This window comes from Rhizobium sp. 0TCS1.26 (assembly GCF_050455525.1).
Taxonomy (GTDB): domain Bacteria; phylum Pseudomonadota; class Alphaproteobacteria; order Rhizobiales; family Rhizobiaceae; genus Neorhizobium.
The window spans coordinates 642,709-661,055 of the sequence record NZ_JBCIYV010000002.1 but is presented as its reverse complement, the minus strand read 5'-3'; the positions used below and the strand labels follow the sequence as shown (position 1 = coordinate 661,055).

General features: G+C 63.3%; 16 protein-coding genes. 14 read left to right on the top strand and 2 right to left on the bottom strand.

Features of this window, described 5'->3' with window-relative positions; translation table 11 throughout:
• Positions 1-64: 64 nt before the first annotated feature.
• The 10 genes from AAIH46_RS10370 (at position 65) to AAIH46_RS10325 (ending at position 10,591) form a co-directional block, all read left to right on the top strand.
• Positions 65-1,015 carry a glycine--tRNA ligase subunit alpha gene (locus tag AAIH46_RS10370; RefSeq protein WP_430305780.1) on the top strand — a complete coding sequence of 317 codons (951 nt, stop codon included), beginning with the start codon at positions 65-67 and terminating at the stop codon, positions 1,013-1,015.
• Positions 1,016-1,135: 120 nt separating this feature from the next.
• Entirely contained in the window at positions 1,136-1,561 is a 426-nt protein-coding gene (locus AAIH46_RS10365) for a DUF3800 domain-containing protein (RefSeq protein WP_430305779.1), read from the top strand.
• Positions 1,516-1,893: a DUF3800 domain-containing protein gene (locus AAIH46_RS10360; RefSeq protein ID WP_430306536.1), complete on the top strand. Its 378-nt coding sequence runs from the start codon at positions 1,516-1,518 to the stop codon at positions 1,891-1,893. Before AAIH46_RS10365 ends, AAIH46_RS10360 begins: the two co-directional genes overlap by 46 nt.
• 24 nt (positions 1,894-1,917) lie before the next feature.
• Positions 1,918-2,469, top strand: coding sequence for a LemA family protein (locus AAIH46_RS10355; protein ID WP_430305778.1), 552 nt, complete (start codon positions 1,918-1,920; stop codon positions 2,467-2,469).
• A gap of 57 nt (positions 2,470-2,526) precedes the next feature.
• Complete coding sequence (gene aroA / locus AAIH46_RS10350; RefSeq protein WP_430306535.1) at positions 2,527-3,771, top strand: 3-phosphoshikimate 1-carboxyvinyltransferase; 1,245 nt, start codon at positions 2,527-2,529, stop codon at positions 3,769-3,771.
• A gap of 73 nt (positions 3,772-3,844) precedes the next feature.
• On the top strand, positions 3,845-5,794 hold the full coding sequence (locus AAIH46_RS10345) for a DUF2207 domain-containing protein (RefSeq protein WP_430305777.1): 1,950 nt from the start codon (positions 3,845-3,847) through the stop codon (positions 5,792-5,794).
• Between the two features lie 84 nt (positions 5,795-5,878).
• Positions 5,879-7,591, top strand: a complete 1,713-nt coding sequence (locus tag AAIH46_RS10340; RefSeq protein ID WP_430305776.1) for a phospholipase D-like domain-containing protein — start codon at positions 5,879-5,881, stop codon at positions 7,589-7,591.
• A gap of 111 nt (positions 7,592-7,702) precedes the next feature.
• On the top strand, positions 7,703-9,982 hold the full coding sequence (gene glyS / locus AAIH46_RS10335; protein WP_430305775.1) for a glycine--tRNA ligase subunit beta: 2,280 nt from the start codon (positions 7,703-7,705) through the stop codon (positions 9,980-9,982).
• A gap of 59 nt (positions 9,983-10,041) precedes the next feature.
• Positions 10,042-10,293 (top strand): type II toxin-antitoxin system ParD family antitoxin, encoded by a 252-nt coding sequence (locus AAIH46_RS10330; RefSeq protein ID WP_430305774.1) that lies wholly within the window; start codon positions 10,042-10,044, stop codon positions 10,291-10,293.
• Positions 10,286-10,591: a type II toxin-antitoxin system RelE/ParE family toxin gene (locus AAIH46_RS10325; RefSeq protein ID WP_430305773.1), complete on the top strand. Its 306-nt coding sequence runs from the start codon at positions 10,286-10,288 to the stop codon at positions 10,589-10,591. Before AAIH46_RS10330 ends, AAIH46_RS10325 begins: the two co-directional genes overlap by 8 nt.
• Before the next feature lie 190 nt (positions 10,592-10,781).
• Here AAIH46_RS10325 and AAIH46_RS10320 read toward each other — a convergent pair whose 3' ends face one another.
• Both AAIH46_RS10320 and purD read right to left on the bottom strand, forming a co-directional pair.
• Complete coding sequence (locus tag AAIH46_RS10320) at positions 10,782-11,279, bottom strand: plant virulence effector HPE1-like domain-containing protein (RefSeq protein WP_430305772.1); 498 nt, start codon at positions 11,277-11,279, stop codon at positions 10,782-10,784.
• 106 nt (positions 11,280-11,385) lie between these two features.
• Positions 11,386-12,651, bottom strand: coding sequence for a phosphoribosylamine--glycine ligase (gene purD / locus AAIH46_RS10315; RefSeq protein ID WP_430305771.1), 1,266 nt, complete (start codon positions 12,649-12,651; stop codon positions 11,386-11,388).
• Positions 12,652-12,674: 23 nt separating this feature from the next.
• Here purD and AAIH46_RS10310 point away from each other — a divergent pair, with 23 nt between their 5' ends.
• From AAIH46_RS10310 to ubiA, 4 genes are all read left to right on the top strand, one after another.
• The gene (locus AAIH46_RS10310) at positions 12,675-13,181 is read left to right on the top strand and encodes a type II toxin-antitoxin system PemK/MazF family toxin (protein WP_430305770.1); all 507 of its coding nucleotides are present in this window, start codon (positions 12,675-12,677) and stop codon (positions 13,179-13,181) included.
• A 334-nt stretch (positions 13,182-13,515) separates the two neighbouring features.
• Positions 13,516-15,831, top strand: a complete 2,316-nt coding sequence (locus AAIH46_RS10305) for a Tex family protein (RefSeq protein ID WP_430305769.1) — start codon at positions 13,516-13,518, stop codon at positions 15,829-15,831.
• A 148-nt stretch (positions 15,832-15,979) separates the two neighbouring features.
• The gene (locus AAIH46_RS10300; RefSeq protein ID WP_430305768.1) at positions 15,980-17,236 is read left to right on the top strand and encodes a class I SAM-dependent methyltransferase; all 1,257 of its coding nucleotides are present in this window, start codon (positions 15,980-15,982) and stop codon (positions 17,234-17,236) included.
• A gap of 102 nt (positions 17,237-17,338) precedes the next feature.
• Positions 17,339-18,298 (top strand): 4-hydroxybenzoate octaprenyltransferase, encoded by a 960-nt coding sequence (gene ubiA, locus AAIH46_RS10295; RefSeq protein ID WP_430305767.1) that lies wholly within the window; start codon positions 17,339-17,341, stop codon positions 18,296-18,298.
• Positions 18,299-18,347: the final 49 nt, after the last annotated feature.

Sequence of the window (18,347 nt, the reverse complement as noted above, 5' to 3'; positions counted from 1 at the left end):
TCCTTGACGCTATCTGCGGTGCGTGGCACTCGTCCGCATCCTTCAATCCACGTAGACGCTTGCCATGACCCAGACACTTGCCCCGCACATGGACCCGAAGCGCTCCTTCCAGGCGCTGATCCTGACGCTGCACGCCTACTGGGCGGACAAGGGTTGCGCCGTTCTCCAGCCCTACGACATGGAGGTCGGCGCCGGTACCTTCCATCCGGCCACCACGCTGAGGGCGCTCGGCCCCAAGCCATGGAAAGCCGCCTATGTGCAGCCGTCGCGGCGCCCCTCGGATGGTCGCTACGGCGAAAACCCCAACCGGTTGCAGCACTACTACCAGTATCAGGTGATCCTGAAGCCGAACCCGTCGAACCTCCAGGAACTCTACCTCGGCTCGCTGGCGGCGATCGGTCTCGATCCGCTGCTGCACGATGTGCGGTTCGTCGAGGACGACTGGGAAAGCCCGACACTCGGCGCCTGGGGCCTTGGTTGGGAATGCTGGTGCGACGGCATGGAAGTTAGCCAGTTCACCTATTTCCAGCAGGTCTGCGGCATTGAATGCTCGCCGGTCGCCGGCGAACTGACCTACGGCCTCGAGCGCCTCGCCATGTATGTCCAGGGCGTCGACAATGTCTACGATCTGAACTTCAATGGCCGCGAAGGCGAAGAGAAGATTTCCTACGGTGACGTCTTCCTGCAGGCCGAGCAGGAGTATTCCCGCCACAACTTCGAGTTCGCCAATACCGATATGCTGCTGCGCCACTTCGAGGATGCGGAAAAGGAGTGCCTGGCGCTCTTGGCAGCCGGCGCACCCGGCGATGCCGGTCATGTCCACAAATGCGTCTTCCCGGCCTACGACCAGTGCATCAAGGCCAGCCACGTATTCAATCTGCTGGATGCCCGCGGCGTGATCTCGGTCACCGAACGGCAGAGCTACATCCTGCGGGTTCGCACGCTTGCCAAGGCCTGCGGCGAGGCATTCCTGCTGACCGATGCCGGCGGCATCAACGTTGAGAGAGCGGCCTGATCGGCGGTCATTGACGGCCACGGACGTTCCAACTATATAAAACGTGCGGTTGAGAGAGCTGCTTATTTGCGGTTCGCTGAGGCATATGTCTCACTCGGCTGCCTTTTTATTGGCGGTCCGATGCATATTCTTTATGTGGATGACTCTGGGCACGTCGAAAACCCCGATGAAAGATATTTCGTCTTGGGCGGCGTTTCGATTTTCGAACGCAGCATTTATCACCTCATCAAAGCTGTCGACGACTGCGTTGCCGCATTCGGCCTCGGCCCGGGCGACGATATCGAGCTTCATGGTAGCCCGATGTACAGCGGCAGGGGCGCGCTGTGGCGCTCCATTCGGGAGCGTGCTCACCGCGAGCGGATGATCAATGACGCGCTGTATTGCCTTCAACATAATTCGGGCGTCCGGTTGTTCGCCGTAGCGGTGGATAAGGCTGCGGTTGCCCCGAGGACCCGGTTTCCCTCGCATTCGAAGAGCTCTGTAATCGTTTTAACCTATTCCTGCAGCGCAACTACCATAGGACGAATGAAGCGCATCGCGGGCTGATCATCATGGACGAGACGAAACATGAGCAGCCGTTGCAGGCATTGTCTCGGCATTTTCGGGTCAATGGTGGGCGGTGGGGAAGCTATCGAAATCTCGCAGAAGTGCCTTTGTTCGTCGACTCGCGCGCTTCCCGGTTGGTCCAGCTTGCTGATCTGGTTGCCTATGCGACGTGGCGGCGCTACGAGTTTCTGGACGGTCGCTTCTTTGAACCGCTGATACCCAAGTTTGACGCCGATGGCGGTGTTATTCATGGGCTGGTCCATCGTCGGGATGTAAAGGAGGGCGACTGTTACTGTCCGTCCTGCCAGTCAAGAAGACGCGATCAGCGTTGAAGCTAAAAGATAAAGGACCGCTTCATGTACATCATTCTCGGCATCGCCGTACTCGTCGCGCTTTACGTCGTCTTCATCTACAATGGACTGGTCAAGTCGCGGCAGATGGCGGAGGAAGCCTGGTCCGGGATCGATGTGCAGCTGAAGCGTCGCGCAGACCTGATCCCCAACCTCATCGAGACGGTCAAGGGATACGCCGCCCACGAGAAAGCGACGTTCGAGGAGGTCGTGGCTCTGCGCAACAACGCGCAGGCGGTGCCGGCCGATGATGTCGCCGGTCGTGCCAAGGCAGAGGGCCTGCTTGGCCAGGCACTCGGCAGGCTTTTCGCGCTCGCGGAAGCCTATCCCGATCTCAAGGCCAACCAGAACTTCTCCGAGCTGCAGGCCTCGCTCGAAACCATCGAGGGCGAACTGCAGATGTCGCGGCGTTACTACAACGGTGCCGCTCGGGATCTCAACGTCAAGGTCGAGAGCGTTCCGTCCAACCTCGTCGCCAACCAGTTCGGCTTTACCAAGAAGCCGTATTTCGAGATCACCAACGAGGCCGACCGTGCCGTTCCCGCGGTCCAATTCTGATCCACGCATTTGCCGGGGCCGTGCGCGCCCGATCATGAGCTTTAGACTGACATGAGCATCGACAGACTGACCATCCGCCCCGTCACCGAGCCGCTGCAGGGGCGCGTCAGCCCTCCCGGCTCGAAATCGATCACCAACCGCGCGCTGCTGCTGGCAGGTCTTGCTCGCGGCACCAGCCTGCTGACGGGCGCGCTGAAGAGCGACGACACCCGCTATATGGCGCAGGCGCTGCGGGCGATGGGCGTGACGGTCGACGAGCCGGATGCGACGACCTTCGTCGTCACCGGCACCGGTGAACTCAAGGCGCCGGCCGAGCCGCTGTTTCTCGGAAATGCCGGCACCGCGACGCGCTTCCTCACCGCTGCCGTGGCGCTCGGCCGCGGCCGCTACGTGGTCGCCGGAGACCAGCACATGCGCAAGCGGCCGATCCTGCCGCTGGTCGAGGCGCTGCAATCGCTGGGCGTCTCTGTTGAGGCGCCCACAGGCTGCCCACCGGTCACCATCGACGCGAAGGGCGCGTTTTCGGCCAACCGCGTGGTCATCGATGCGGGGCTCTCCAGCCAGTATGTCTCGGCCTTGCTGATGGCAGCCGCCTGCGCCGCCGAACCCTTCGAGATCGAGCTTGCCGGCGCCGATATTGGCGCACGGGGCTATATCGACCTGACGCTTGCCGCCATGCGAGCCTTCGGGGCTGAGGTCGAGCAGCCGTCGCCATCCGTCTGGCGGATCCGGCCGACGGGCTATACCGCCACCAATTTCCACATCGAGCCGGATGCCTCGGCCGCCACCTATCTGTGGGCTGCCGAGGTGCTGACCGGTGGTTCGATCGACATCGGCACGCCGGCCGATGCCTTCACCCAGCCGGATGCCAAGGCCTACGATATCATCGCCGCCTTTCCGCACATGCCTGACGTCATCGATGGCAGCCAGATGCAGGATGCCGTGCCGACCATCGCGGTTCTCGCCGCCTTCAACGAAACGCCGGTGCGCTTCGTCGGCATCGCCAACCTGCGCGTCAAGGAATGCGATCGCATCCGCGCCGTGTCCACCGGTCTCAACACTATCCGGCAGGGCCTCGCGACGGAGGAGGGCGACGATCTGATCATTGCCGCGGATCCCACGCTTGCCGGCCAGACGCTGCCGGCCGAGATCGACACCTTTGCCGATCACCGGATCGCCATGAGCTTCGCACTGGCCGGCATGAAGATCGGCGGCATCACCATCCTCGACCCAGACTGCGTGGCGAAAACCTATCCAGACTATTGGGATGCCATGGCATCGCTCGGCGTCACCTACACGTAAGGCCGCGGCTTCTATTCATCTCCCTGCTTCGGCGCCGTCCGGCTCCAACACATGACGTAAGGAACAAATCCCGATGCGGTGGTTCTCTGGTCGCGGCCTGGCAGGTGTGCTCGCCGTCATTCTCTGCCTGCCGCTTCTGACGCGAACCGCCGCGGCGGAGGAATACATCCGCGCCTACCACTCCGACATAGAGATCGCCACTGACGGCCAGTTGACGGTCGCCGAGACGATCACCGTCAATGCCGAGGGCGAAAACATCCGGCGCGGCATCTTTCGCGATTTTCCGCTGACCATGCAGGATGCCGATGGTCGCACGGTACGCGTCGATTTCGAAATGCTATCGCTCACCCGCGATGGCGAGGACGAGCCGTTCCGCACGGAGAGCATTACAGGTGGCGTGCGCGTGTATGCCGGTTCGCCAGACGTGCTTCTGAGCAACGGTGCGCACACCTACGTCTTCACCTATCGCACCGACCGGCAGATCCGCTACTTCGACGATCACGACGAACTCTACTGGAACGTCACCGGCAACGGCTGGATGTTCCGCATCGCGCGGGCCTCGGCAACGGTGACGCTGCCGGACGGTGCCCGTGTCGGGCGCACCGCCGTCTACACGGGACCGCTCGGCTCGACCGAGAGCGCCGCGCGGATGTCCGTGAGCGGCGATGAGGCGAACTTTGAAGCCACCGGCATGCTCGGTGCGGGCGAGGGACTGACCATCGTCGCCTCCATCCCCAAGGGCGTCATCCAGCCTCCGTCGGCCGAGCAGCAGCGCAGCTGGTGGTGGCGCGACCACATCGGCACGATCATCGCCCTCGGTGGCCTGGCACTGGTGCTGCTTTACTACTCGGTCAACTGGCGCCGGGTCGGGCGGGATCCGGAGGGCGGCGTTGTCGTTCCGCGCTGGGATGCGCCGGAGGGCCTGTCGCCGGCACTCGTCAACTATGTCGATAACAAGGGCTTTTCCGGCGGCGGCTGGACGGCACTTGCCGCGAGCGCGCTCGATCTCGCGGTCAAAGGCCACGTGACGCTGGAAGACCTCGATGCGTCAATCACCATTCGCCGCACCGACAAGGCGAACCGCAAGGATCTGCCCCCCGGGCAGGCGGTCCTGTTGCAGTCGATCGGCGGACCGGGTGACGTCCTGGTGATCGATGCGGACAATGGCAGTCGCGTCGAAACGCTGGGCCAGGAGTTCCGCAAGTCGATCGAGAAGGAACATCGCGGCAAATACTACCATGGCAATGTCGGCTATATCGTCGGCGGCGTGGCGCTCAGCGTGGCAGCCATCCTGGCGCTTCTGGTGTTCGGCAATCTCGAGCCCGACATGATGGGCATCCTTCTGGTGCCAGCGGTGTCGGCCGTCATCTTCGGGGTCCTTGCCGTCTCCTTCGGCAAGCGGCTTCGTCGCGGACGCTCGCTGCTGTCGAAGATCGTCTCCATCATCTTCCTCGGCTTTGTCGGCCTTGTCGCGCTTTCGGTCATGGCCGGGGCGATCGTCGCGATGTTTGCCGAACTCGGCGGTCGCGATCACTGGCCGCTGCTGGTGGCGGTCGGCGGCATCGTGCTCGCCAATGTGATGTTCTTCTTCCTGATGGGTGCACCGACGCCGCTCGGCGCCAAGCTGTCAGCCGGCATCGAGGGACTGCGCACCTACCTGACGCTTGCCGAGAAGGACCGCATGAACATGGCGGGCGCCCCGACCATGTCGCCGACGCATTTCGAAAAGCTGCTGCCCTATGCCGTGGCGCTCGGTGTCGAAAAGCCCTGGAGCCGCGCCTTCGAGACATGGCTGGCAACGGCTGCGGCCGGTGCGGCTGCGGCGGCCTATCAACCCGGCTGGTACAGTGGTGCCTATGGCGGCGGCTTTGGCGATCGCATCGGCGGGTTTTCCTCGTCGATGGCCTCGACCATCGCCTCGACGATCCCGACGCCCAAGGCATCGTCCTCGTCCTCCGGCTTTTCGTCGGGCGGTGGCTCCTCAGGCGGCGGCGGCGGCGGTGGTGGCGGAGGAGGGTGGTAAAGAGGCCGGTCCACGCGAATTCTCGCAAGACATGATGGCGACATGAACTAAATCTATAGTATGTATTGCTATGGGGGATGTGTCATGCGGGTTGAGAAGGCAGGGATCACTGTAAGGCCGATCGCGGGCTCCTATACCGTGCTGTTCGGCTTCGATGCGACGCCCGAGGCACGCGAGGGCCTCCTCGGCTTCACGCTCGGACGGCGCAAGCCGACAGGCGACATCGCCTGGATGCGGGGCTTCAAATTTTTCGAGGAGACGCATCCGGATCCGCATCCCGGCGAGCGAAAATCCACGCGTGAGCATCCGATCCAGGATTTCCAGTGGGGGGATTACAGCGCTCAGCCGGCAACCCGCTACAGCTATGTCATACAGGCGGTCTACGGCACGCCATCGACGCTCATCTATGGGCCGGAGATCGAGCTGGACGTGACGACGGCAAACGCCCAGGATGCCATGCACGGCGTCTACTTCAACCGCGGCGCCATACCGAGCCAGGCCTTCGCGGAACTGTTCGGCAATGTCGGCCCGACGGAAGCCGAGCAGAGCGACCCGACCAATGAAAAGGTGAAATGGCTGTCGCGCGGCCTTCTGGAGGCGGTTCTCGCATTCATCGCGCAGGCCCGCAGCAGCCGCTTCGAGCTGCACGTGGCGGCCTACGAATTCGTCTACTCACCGGTGATCGAGGCATTGAAGATCGCCGCCGGCACCGGCGCCAAGGTGCATGTCTGCTACGACGCCGGAGACCGCAAGACGGATGGCAGCGTGGTGCTCAATTCGACCAGCCGCCAGAACCTCGATGCAATCCAGGCAACCAGGTTCGACCAGACGGCCAATGTCGTGCTGCATCCACGCACGAACTTCTCCAAGATACCGCACAACAAGTTCATCGTCCTTCTGGAGGACGGCGTGCCGCGCCAGGTGCTCACCGGATCGACCAACTTCACGCCCTCCGGTTTTCTCGGCCAGAGCAATGTCACCCATATCGTCCGCGATCCGGCTCTGGCCCAGACCTACGAACTCTATTTCCGCAAGCTCGCGACGGATCCCCGCACGACAGAATTCAAGGCCTTCAACAGCCAGACCTTTCCCGATCCGGCTGGGGCCTTGCCCGTGGATACCCTGCAGGCGGTGTTTTCGCCCCGCAAGCCTGGCCTGCTGGAGTGGATCGCCGAACGCATGGGGCAGGCATCGTCGAGCGTCATGTTTACCGCCGCCTTCGGCGTTGCCGATCAGCTGGTCAAGAGATTTGCCGAGGACAAGGATTTCGTCCGCTTCATCCTGATGGAAAAGCCGGACGGCAATGCGCAGGATCAGGCGACGCTGCAAAGCGACCGCGACACCCGCATCGCCCTCGGCTCGAAGCTCAACAGCCAGGCGATCGCGCTGAAGCTGAACGGCCATGGCCTCGACGAATGGTTCAGGGCGGAGGAGCATTTCCGTGCAAAGGGCAACATCTTCTATATCCACACGAAGATCATGCTGATCGATGCCCTGTCCGACGATCCGCAGATCTTCTCCGGCTCGGCGAACTTCTCCGATCCCTCGGTGACCGGCAACGACGAGAACATGATGCTGATGCGCGGACCGGCCTTCCGCCATGTCGCTGAAATCTATGTCAACGAATACATGCGGCTGTTCAACCACCTCTACTTTCGCACCGTAGCGCTGAAGCTTGCCCTGCAGAAACGTGGCGACCCGCGCAAGGCGGCGATCCTCGATCCCACCGATGGCTGGGTGGCGAGCTATTTCAAGCACGGCAGCTACCACGACCGGATGCGCGAACTGTTCCGCTGAATGCGACGTGTCCGCCCCTTGGGCGGCGCTGGCAGCGCTTTCATGGATGACTTTTGCGCCATGCCTTGCTAAGTCCCGGCAACGCTAAATCCAAGAAAAAGCCGAGTAGCCATGCCTGATCTTCTTCTCGAACTCCGCTCCGAGGAAATCCCCGCACGCATGCAGCGCAAGGCGGCGGGCGATCTGCGCAAGCTCGTCACCGACGCGCTGGTCGAGGCGGGCCTGACCTACGAGGGCGCTCGCGAGTACTGGACGCCACGCCGGCTGACGCTCGATGTCCGCGGCCTGACCGCGCGCTCCGCCGATCAGCGCGAGGAGCGCAAGGGTCCGCGCACCGACGCGCCCGAAAAGGCGATCGAAGGGTTTCTGCGCGGCGCCGGCCTGTCGTCGGTCTCCGAGGCGCAGGTGGTCAGCGATCCGAAGAAGGGTGATTTCTATGTCGCCGTCATTTCGAAGCCTGGCCGTGCCGCGGAAGACATCATTGCCGATGTCATGCCGCGGATCATCCGGTCCTTCCCCTGGCCGGTCGACATGCGCTCCGGCGCCGCCTCCATGCCGAAGGGGCTCTCCTATGCCGGCATCGACGGCAAGGGGTCGGAAAGCCTGCGCTGGGTCCGCCCGCTGCAGTCGATCGTCTGCGTCTTCGGCCCCGAGCATGACGAGAGCCAGGTCATTGGCTTCGACGTTGATGGCATCACCGCCTCCAATGTCACCTACGGACACCGTTTCCATGCGCCCGAAGCCATCACCGTGCGCCGCTTCGATGACTATGCCGCAAGCCTCGAAAAAGCGAAGGTCATGCTCGATGCGGACCGTCGCAAGGATGTGATCCTCCACGATGCGCGCGATCTCGCTTTCGCCAACGGTCTTGATCTGGTCGAAGACGAAGGCCTGCTGGAAGAGGTTTCCGGCCTCGTCGAGTGGCCGCACGTGCTGATCGGCACCTTCGAGGAAGAGTATCTGCAGATCCCGGCTGAAATCATCCGGCTCACCATCAAGACCAACCAGAAGTGTTTCGTCACCCGGCCGCAATGCTCCGCGGAAGGCCTGTCGAACCGCTTCATCCTCGTCTCCAACATCGAGGCGAAGGATGGCGGCAAGGAAATCGTCCACGGCAACGGCAAGGTCGTTCGCGCCCGCCTGTCGGACGCAAAGCATTTCTGGACCCGCGACCAGGGCGACCTGCCGGATCTTCCGACGCTTGAGGCATCAGCCGAAAAGTTCGGCCTTGATCTCAAGAAGCCGCTCGACCAGCGGATGGCAAAGCTCGATGCGCTGAACGTCACCTTCCATGCCAAGCTCGGCACGCAGGGCGAGCGCGTGAAGCGCATCCAGGCGCTGGCGAAAAACCTGGCGCCGATCGTCGGGGCTGATGAAACGCTCGCCGATCGCGCCGCCGTGCTCGCCAAGGCCGACCTGCGCACCGAGGCCGTCGGTGAGTTCCCCGAACTGCAGGGCCTGATGGGCCGGCGCTACGCCGCGTTGCAGGGCGAGGACGAAAGTGTGGCGATTGCCATCGAGGACCACTACAAGCCGCAGGGTCCGTCCGACCGCGTGCCGGAGGACAAGGCGGCGATTACAGTCGCGCTCGCCGACAAGCTCGATACGCTGATCGGTTTCTGGGCGATTGACGAAAAGCCGACCGGCTCCAAGGATCCCTATGCGCTGCGTCGCGCGGCGCTCGGCGTCGTGCGCATTATTCTGGAACGGAAGGTTCGGCTGAACCTGCTGTCGCTGTTCGATCTCGCATTGCCGCTGGTGATGTCGGCACCGAAGGGTCAGGCGCCTGAAACCGATGAAGAGCAGGCACTGGCGCAGAACAGCTATATCAACGAGACCTTCCCGGAGGTGTCTGCGCAGCCGGCCATTGCCACCGATCTCCTGTCCTTCTTCCAGGACCGCCTGAAAGTCTACCTGCGCGACATGGGCGCCCGCCACGATATCATCGATGCCGTTCTGACGCCGGATGCCGACGACCTGCTGCTGGTTGCCCGCCGCGCCGAGGCTCTGACCGCCTTCATCACCTCGGAAGACGGCAAGAACCTGCTGGCCGGCACCAAGCGCGCCACGCAGTTGCTCGCCGCCGAAGAGAAGAAGGGCACGGTCGTCGCCGACGGTGTGGCCGAGGAACTGCTGAAGCTGGATGCGGAAAAGGCGCTGGCTGCAGCCATCACCACGGCCACCGCGGAAGCCTCGCAGGCCGTTGCCACGGAAGACTTCCGCTCGGCGATGGAGGCGCTGTCGAAGCTGCGCGGTCCGGTGGACCGGTTCTTTGAGGATGTACTGGTGAATGACGAGCATGCAGCGATCCGGGCCAATCGCCTGGCGCTGCTGAAGGCCATCCGCGAGGCAACGGCGACGGTCGCCGATTTCTCGAAGATCGCCGGTTAAGTTCACTCTTCACCGGCTTCGTGCTATCCTCATAGCGTGGAGCCGGTAGGATTGTGCCGATGAACAAGCCCGTCCAGATAACCCTTGGCGAACCCTTTGCGAATTTCGTTGAGAGCGAAGTCGAAAGCGGCCGTTTCGCCTCGCCGCAGGCCGTTATCGAAGCGGGCTTGCGCCTGCTCGAGGAAGACCACGCGAAGTATGGAAAGCTTCGCGCGCTGTTGATCGAGGGTGAGAACAGCGGCGAGCCCCGCCCGTTCGATCCCGACGCGATGATGGCATCTGTGCGGGAAGCTTGGAAAAAGCGTGGCTGACGTTCAGCTCCGACCGAGTGCCGAAAGCGATTTCATTGAAATCGGTGAATACACGCGCAAACACTGGTCGCAAGCCCAGGCAGAGCTTTATCTGCAGCGATTGCTGCAGGTCATTAGGCAGATCGGCGAACAACCACTGTCTGGCCAGGCGCTCGGCCCTGCAGGTTTAGGATATCGCCGTCGGCGGGCAGGTTCACACATCGTCTTCTATGTTGTGGTGCCGAATGGGTCGGTGGAGGTTGTCCGGATCCTGCACGAAAAAAGCGATGCTCTCCGGCACCTGGATCCATCCGAATGATGCCTGCCAGAACTCTAGTCAGCCGTGGCTATGATGCCAGCGGTAATCCGCGGAAGCACCCGCATCTGGAACGGTGGCACGACGAAGGCCGGTGGGTCGGTCACTGCCCGGAGCTAGCAGGCAGCCTATCCGTGCCGCCCCGGGCACCGAGACACCGCAGAGACGGGTTCGGCGCCGGAAGAGTTAGCACTCAGCGGGTCGGGCGCAGCTCGTAGGTCGAGAAATTCGGTTCCGAGGTATCCGCCACCGGTGCGATACGGGCCGGCTCGGAAGCCTCCGTTGCTGCGGCAGCCGGGGCGACCGCCGAGGTGGTGGCCTGCAGGTCGACGCCATCACCCTTTGCCGGCGTGCCGTCGCGGCCGGCAAGCACGCCCTTTTCCGTTTCCACCCAGACAGGATTAACGCTGACGAAGGTCACGGGCGAGCCGCCCATCCAGGCCTCGGTCCGCACCAGCGTCGGCGTGCCGTTGCGGTCTTCCACCGAAAGCCGTTGCTCGCCTTGCGCCAGGCTCGGCAGGCTTTCGCCCTCCGGTTCGGCGGGAGCCGTCACCGGTGCACAGGCGGTGCAGGTCATGGTGGTGATGCTGGGCGGATTGGCGATCGGGATCGTTGACCACATCTCGACGGAGGATGCGGCCGCAGGCGAGGCTGCAAACGCTGCGAGGACTGTCAGGACATGGCTGTACATCGGTCGACCCCCGGTTGAAGTTCGGGAATGCTACCGTGTCTTCCTTTCCATCCGGTCAGGGGACGAAGTTAACGCCGGGTAAAGATCGTGCTGCGCGGGCCGCTGCTCAGCCGCGCTCGATCGCCTGCCAGCCGATGTCGCGACGGCAGAAGCCGTTCTCCCACTCCACCTGATCGACCAGCGCATAGGCGCGTGCCTGGGCTTCCGCGACCGTGCGGCCGGTGGCCGTCAGGTTGAGCACCCGGCCGCCGGTCGCCACCAGCTGTCCATCCTTCATCGCCGTTCCGGCGTGAAAAACCTTGCCCGTCTCGCCGCCGGCCGGAAGATGCCGGATCGGCGTGCCCTTGTCGTAGGCGGCCGGATATCCCTTGGAGGCCATAACCACCGTCAGGGCCACGTCGTCCCGCCACTCGGCGCTCACTTGGTCCAGCGTTCCGGTGGCAGCGGCGTACAGGATCGGCAGCAGATCGCTCTTCAGCCGCATCATCAGCACCTGGCATTCCGGATCGCCGAAACGCACATTGTACTCGATGAGTTCGGGGCCCTTCTCGGTGATCATCAGGCCGGCGAAGAAGACGCCGGTGAACGGAAATCCGCTGTCGGCCATGCCGCGGATCGTCGGTTCGATGATCTCCGTCATTGTCCGCGCGACCATCTCGTCGGTCATCACCGGCGCCGGCGAATAGGCGCCCATGCCGCCGGTGTTCGGTCCGGTGTCGCCGTCACCCACGCGCTTGTGGTCCTGGGCGGTTGCGAGCGCCAGCGCCGTCTTGCCATCGGACAGGCAGAAGAAGCTCGCCTCCTCGCCGTCCAGATAGGCCTCGACCACCACTTCGGCGCCGGCTGAGCCGAAGGCGCCGGCAAAGCAGTCGTCGATGGCGGCAAGTGCCTCGTCGAGCGTCATTGCCACCGTCACGCCCTTGCCGGCGGCAAGTCCGTCGGCCTTGACGACGATCGGCGCGCCCTGTTCGCGCACATACGCCTTTGCCGGTTCGGCGGCGGTGAACCGCTGGTAGGCGCCGGTGGGGATGTTGTAGCGGGCGCAGATGTCCTTGGTGAAGCCCTTGGAGCCTTCCAGCTGCGCGGCAGCCCTGGAGGGTCCGAAGACGGCAAAGCCGGCATCACGCAGATCATCGGCAAGTCCGGCGACCAGCGGCGCTTCAGGGCCGACGACGACGAAGTCGATCGCGGTGTCGCGGCAAAACGCGATGACGGCTGAATGATCTTCAGCGTCCAGCGCCACGAGTTCAGCCTCTTCGCCGATGCCGGGATTACCGGGCGCGGCATAGAGCTTCGTCAGAAGCGGCGACTGCGCGAGCTTCCAGGCCAGCGCGTGTTCGCGGCCGCCGGATCCGATCAGAAGAACCTTCACTGTCGCCCCCATGGTTTTTAAAGGTGCCCCGGCGGTTAAGGGGATGGGCGGCAAAGGTCAAGCTGCAAAAGAGTGTTGATCCCGCCCCGCAAGCAACCCATAGTATATCTGGGAAAAGGAGTGCCCGTGTGACTGTAGTGCGTCATCCCGTTCCGGGCACCATTGTTAGAGTAGACCTCTCGGAAGGTTTTCGTCCGCCGGAGATGGTAAAGCGACGTCCAGCCATTGTTCTGTCTCCGCCGATCCCGGGTCGGGCCTCGCTTTGTACCATTGTTCCTCTGAGCACCACAGCACCGGTGCCCGCGCTTGCGCATCACCTGCAGCTGAGTTTCGATCCGCCGCTACCGCATCCTTACACATCGCCGCTGATGTGGGTGAAAGGCGACATCGTGCTGACTGTCGCCTTTCACCGACTGCGGTTGCTGTTTTCCCATTCAGAGGACGGACAGCGCGTCTACGATCTACGCTGTCTCGATGACCGCTCGATGGAGAGCGTGAGAGCCTGCGTCCGCGCTGGTCTTGGGCTGTGATGACGGCCCCGATCTTGACTGTTCAGCCCGTCGTCGCCATATTCAGCACGTCGCCGGTCGCTCCGGCAATTAAGTCCGTCGCAAGACGGCCGCTTCAGTATGATGATCGCAAATCGGCTGAAGCGTCTGCAAAACCCCGCTTCGGCGGGGTTTTTTGATATTTGCCCATATCATTCCCATGCCACCTGCTAGCTAGACGGGGGTGCCAGCTATAGGGTGCGGTTCGCTTTCCTGTGGAGGCAGCGCCGAAGTCGATTGCCCGGCCCCATTCCGCAGCTATGGTCCGCGCCACCCAGGACCCCGGCACCCGAGAAGACCAGGACAAGAGACATTCATGGCCGCTGACATTCGCTCCATCGCTTCCACCATCGCCACGGAGATCAATGCCCGCGCCGATCAGGCGATCGCCGCCATTGGACTGCTGGACGAGGGCGCGACGGTGCCGTTCATCGCCCGCTACCGCAAGGAAGTGACCGGCGGGCTCGACGATACGCAGCTGCGCAATCTCGCCGAACGGCTGGTCTACCTGCGCGAGCTGGAGGCCCGCCGCTCCGCGATCGCCGATTCCATCAACGGCCAGGGCAAGATGACCGACGAGCTGTCGCTGAAGATCGCCCGGGCGACAACCAAAGCCGAGCTGGAAGATCTCTATCTGCCCTACAAGCCGAAACGCCGGACGAAGGCGGAGATTGCCCGCGAGCGTGGACTTGGGCCGCTGGCCGAAGCGCTGTGGGCCAACCGCGCCGCCGATCCGGCGCAGCTGGCGCAGGCCTATCTGTCGGCAGACGTCGTCGACGTGAAGGCGGCGCTCGATGGCGCCCGCGATATCGTTGCCGAGACCATCGCCGAGAATGCCGATCTCCTGAAGCGCCTGCGCCAGCACATGCGCGACAAGGCGATGCTGAAGGCCAGGGTGGTCGACGGCAAGCAGGAGGCCGGCGCCAAGTTCTCCGACTATTTCGACCACACGGAGCGCTGGGCGTCGACGCCCGGGCACCGGGCGCTTGCCATGTTGCGCGGTTGGAATGAGGAAATGCTGACACTGACCATCGAGGTCGATCAGGACGATCCGTCGCCGGTGAAGCCCGTGCACCGGATGATTGCCGGGGCCTTCGCCATCGGCGACAAGGGTCCGGCCGACCGCTGGCTGATGGAGGTCGCGGGCTGGACCTGGCGCGTCAAGCTGTCGATGTCGCTGTCGCTCGACCTGATGCGCGAACTGCGTGAACGGTCTGAGGAAGAGGCGATCCGGGTGTTTGCCCGCAACCTCAAGGACCTGCTGCTGGCCGCACCCGCCGGCTCGCGTCCGACCATGGGACTTGATCCGGGCATCCGCACCGGCGTCAAGGTGGCGATCGTCGATGGCACCGGCAAGCTGCTCGAAACCACCACCGTCTATCCGTTCCCGCCGAGGAACGACGTGCGCGGCACGCAGACGGAACTGGCGGCCCTCATCCGCAAGCACGACGTCGACCTCATTTCGATTGGCAACGGCACCGGCAGCCGCGAAACGGAAAAGCTGGTGGCCGACATGCTGGCGCAATTGCCGGCAGCCGCAAAGAAGCCGACCAAGGTCATCGTTTCCGAAGCCGGTGCCTCGATCTATTCAGCCTCCGAGCTCGCCGCGCTGGAATTTCCCGGCCTCGACGTGTCCTTGCGCGGCGCCGTATCGATCGCGCGCCGCCTGCAGGATCCGCTCGCCGAACTCGTCAAGATCGAGCCGAAGTCGATCGGCGTCGGGCAGTACCAGCACGACGTCGACCAGAACAAGCTGTCCCGCTCCCTGGATGCGGTCGTCGAGGATGCGGTGAACGCCGTCGGCGTCGATCTCAACACGGCATCGCCGCCGCTGCTTGCCCGCGTCGCCGGCCTGACACGGTCGATCGCCGATGCCATCGTCCTCCACCGCGACGAGAACGGGCCGTTCGCCAGCCGCAAGGACCTGCTGAAGGTATCGAGGCTTGGCGCGCGCACCTTCGAGCAGTGCGCCGGCTTCCTGCGCATTCCGAACGGCAAGGAACCACTCGACGCATCCTCCGTGCATCCGGAAGCCTATGGAGTGGCCAAGAAGATCGTCGCCGCCTGCGGCCGTGACCTCCGCTCGGTGATGGGCGACAGCGCGGCGCTGAAATCCGTCGATCCGCGGCAGTTCATCGACGAGACGTTCGGCCTGCCGACGGTGAAGGACATCATCGCCGAGCTGGAAAAGCCGGGCCGCGATCCGCGTCCGAGCTTCAAGACCGCGACGTTCGCCGAGGGTGTTGACGAGATCACCGACCTGAAGCCCGGCATGATGCTGGAAGGCACGGTCACCAATGTGGCGGCTTTCGGTGCCTTCGTCGATATCGGCGTCCACCAGGATGGCCTCGTGCACGTGTCGCAGCTTGCCGATCGTTTCGTCAAGGATCCGCACGAGGTGGTCAAGGCCGGCGATGTCGTGAAGGTGCGTGTCGTCGAGGTGGATGTGAAGCGCAAGCGCATCGGACTGACGATGCGCAAGGATGGCGGTGAGGCACAAGCGCCGTCGATGCGCGAGCCGCGTGGCTCGGCCAATGCCATGCGACACGCCAACGCCAAACCTGCGCGTCCCGAGACGCCGCAGATGGGCGGCCTCGGAGCCGCGCTCGCCGAGGCAATGAAGCGGCGCTAATTTAGTCTTATCCGATGCGAACTTAGCCGGCTGGACGATGTTCGGCGGCGGTTGCCTTACGGCGCTTTTGCGTCAAGAATTCGCTTGTCTCCGGGAATGAAGGCAGTAGATTTCGGTTAGTAAGGCAAGCTTAGTATCGGAGGTAGACGTGGCCTCATCCCTGCGGAAGTTGCTGGCGAAAATCATCAGGGTGGGCGAGCTGACGGTCAGCGGCCCGGATGGCATGCAGAGGTTCGGGCAGGGCGGAGGGCGCAGATTGTCCCTGCGTTTTACCGACGACAAGGCGGAAGAGGAGCTGGCCGCCGATCCGGCGCTGAAGCTCGGCGAGCTTTTCATGGACGGCCGGATGATCGTCGAGGACGGCGACATCTACGAGTTCCTGGCGCTGGTGAAGGATAATACCCTCAGCGAAGGACTGACCTTCGGGATGATCTGGCGCGGCCTCTCGCGCATGCTCGTGGCCCAGTTCCGCAATCGCGTGCCGGTCAATCACAATCGCCGCAACGTCGCCCATCACTACGATCTCAGCGAAAAGCTGTTCTCGCTGTTCCTCGACGAGGACTGGCAATACTCCTGCGCCTATTTCAATCCGCCCGGCATTTCGCTGGACGAGGCGCAACTGGCCAAGAAGCGCCATATTGCCGCAAAGCTGATGCCAAATCCGGGCCAGCGGGTGCTGGAGATCGGCTCCGGCTGGGGCGGCATGGCGATGTATCTGGCCGAATCCTCCGGTGTCGACGTCACCGGCATCACGCTCAGCCAGGAGCAGCTGAAGATCTCCCGCGACCGGGCGGAACGGCGGGGCCTGACCGATCGGGTCCGCTTCGAACTCCAGGACTACCGCGATCTGAAGCCACAGACGAAGTTCGACCGGATTGTCTCGGTCGGCATGTTCGAACATGTCGGGCGGACCAACTATTCGAACTTCTTCGGCAAGGTGAATGAGGTCCTCGACGATGACGGCGTGATGCTGCTGCATTCGATCGGTCAGCCGACCATCGCCTACGTCACCAACCCGTTCATCGAAAAATACATCTTCCCCGGCGGCTACATCCCGGCCCTGTCGGAAGTCCTGCCGCCTATCGAAAAGGCCGGGCTGCTGATTTCCGACATCGAGATCCTGCCGGTCCATTATGGTACCACGCTGCGGCATTGGCGGGAGCGCTTCGTTGCCAACCGGGAGCGGGCGGTGGCGCTGTATGACGAACGCTTCTTCCGCATGTGGGAATTCTATCTTGCCGGCTCTGAGATGGCCTTCACCCACGAGAACTTCTTCATCTTCCAGATCCAGCTGAAGAAGGCCCGCGATGGCGTGCCGAACAATCGCGACTACATCCTTGAGCGCGAGGCGGCGCTGAAGCAATTCGAGGTGATGCGCAAGCCGCTGGAGCCGTTCCTGTTCTGAGATTCAGTCGGATTTGGCCGGTCGCGGGAGGCAGTATCGCAACAAAAATTCATGCAGCCGGGCGCTTTCGTCCAGCTGGGAAAATCACTAGAACTTGCCGCCATGAAACGCTCTCAGCATATCACCGGCCGGGTCGCCGACGCGCCTTCCGACAACTGGGTCTATCAGGCGCTGCCGCGTTGGGTCTGGCCCTACGCCCAGCTTGCCCGCTGGGACCGGCCAATCGGCTGGCAGCTTCTGATGTGGCCGTGCTTCTGGTCGGCGGCGCTGGCGGCGAATGCCGATGTAGCACCCGACGGCGGCTTTTCGCTGAAACTGAAGCTGACGCACCTGTTCCTGTTCTTCCTCGGTTCCGTCGCCATGCGCGGTGCAGGCTGCACCTATAACGACCTCGTCGACCACGAGATCGATGGGGCGGTCGCACGTACCCGTTCGCGTCCGCTGCCCTCCGGCCGCGTCAGCCGGCTGCAGGCAAAGGTCTTCCTCGTCGGCCAGGCGCTGGTCGGTCTGCTGGTGCTCCTGCAGTTCAACAGCTTCACCATCATGCTCGGCTTTGCCTCGCTGCTGATCGTTGCCATCTATCCCTTTGCCAAGCGGTTTACCGATTGGCCGCAGTTTTTCCTCGGCCTCGCCTTCTCCTGGGGTGCGCTGATGGGCTGGACCGGCGTGTTCGGGGAGCTGTCGTGGGCGCCTGTCTGGCTCTATCTTGCAGCGATCGCCTGGACCGTCGGCTACGACACGATCTACGCGCACCAGGACAAGGAGGACGACGCGCTGGTCGGCGTGCGTTCGACTGCCCGGCTGTTCGCCGAGCACACCAAGGTTTGGCTGAGCATCATCTACGGGGCGGCGCTGGTGTTCTTCGTCTTCGCCTTCATCGCCGCTGAGGTCGGCGTCCTGGGCTATCTCGGGCTGCTGCTGGCCGGCCTGATGTTCGCCTGGCAGGTGCTGATCATCGACATCGACAATCCCGACCAGTGTCTCAGGCTGTTCAAGTTCAACAGCCGCGTCGGCGGGGTGATCTTCCTCGGCCTTGCGGCCTCTCTCGTCAGCTACGGTTGAACGCAGGAGGCCAGGCGCTAAGCCTGGCCTCGAATGCGGTTCTAGGTAG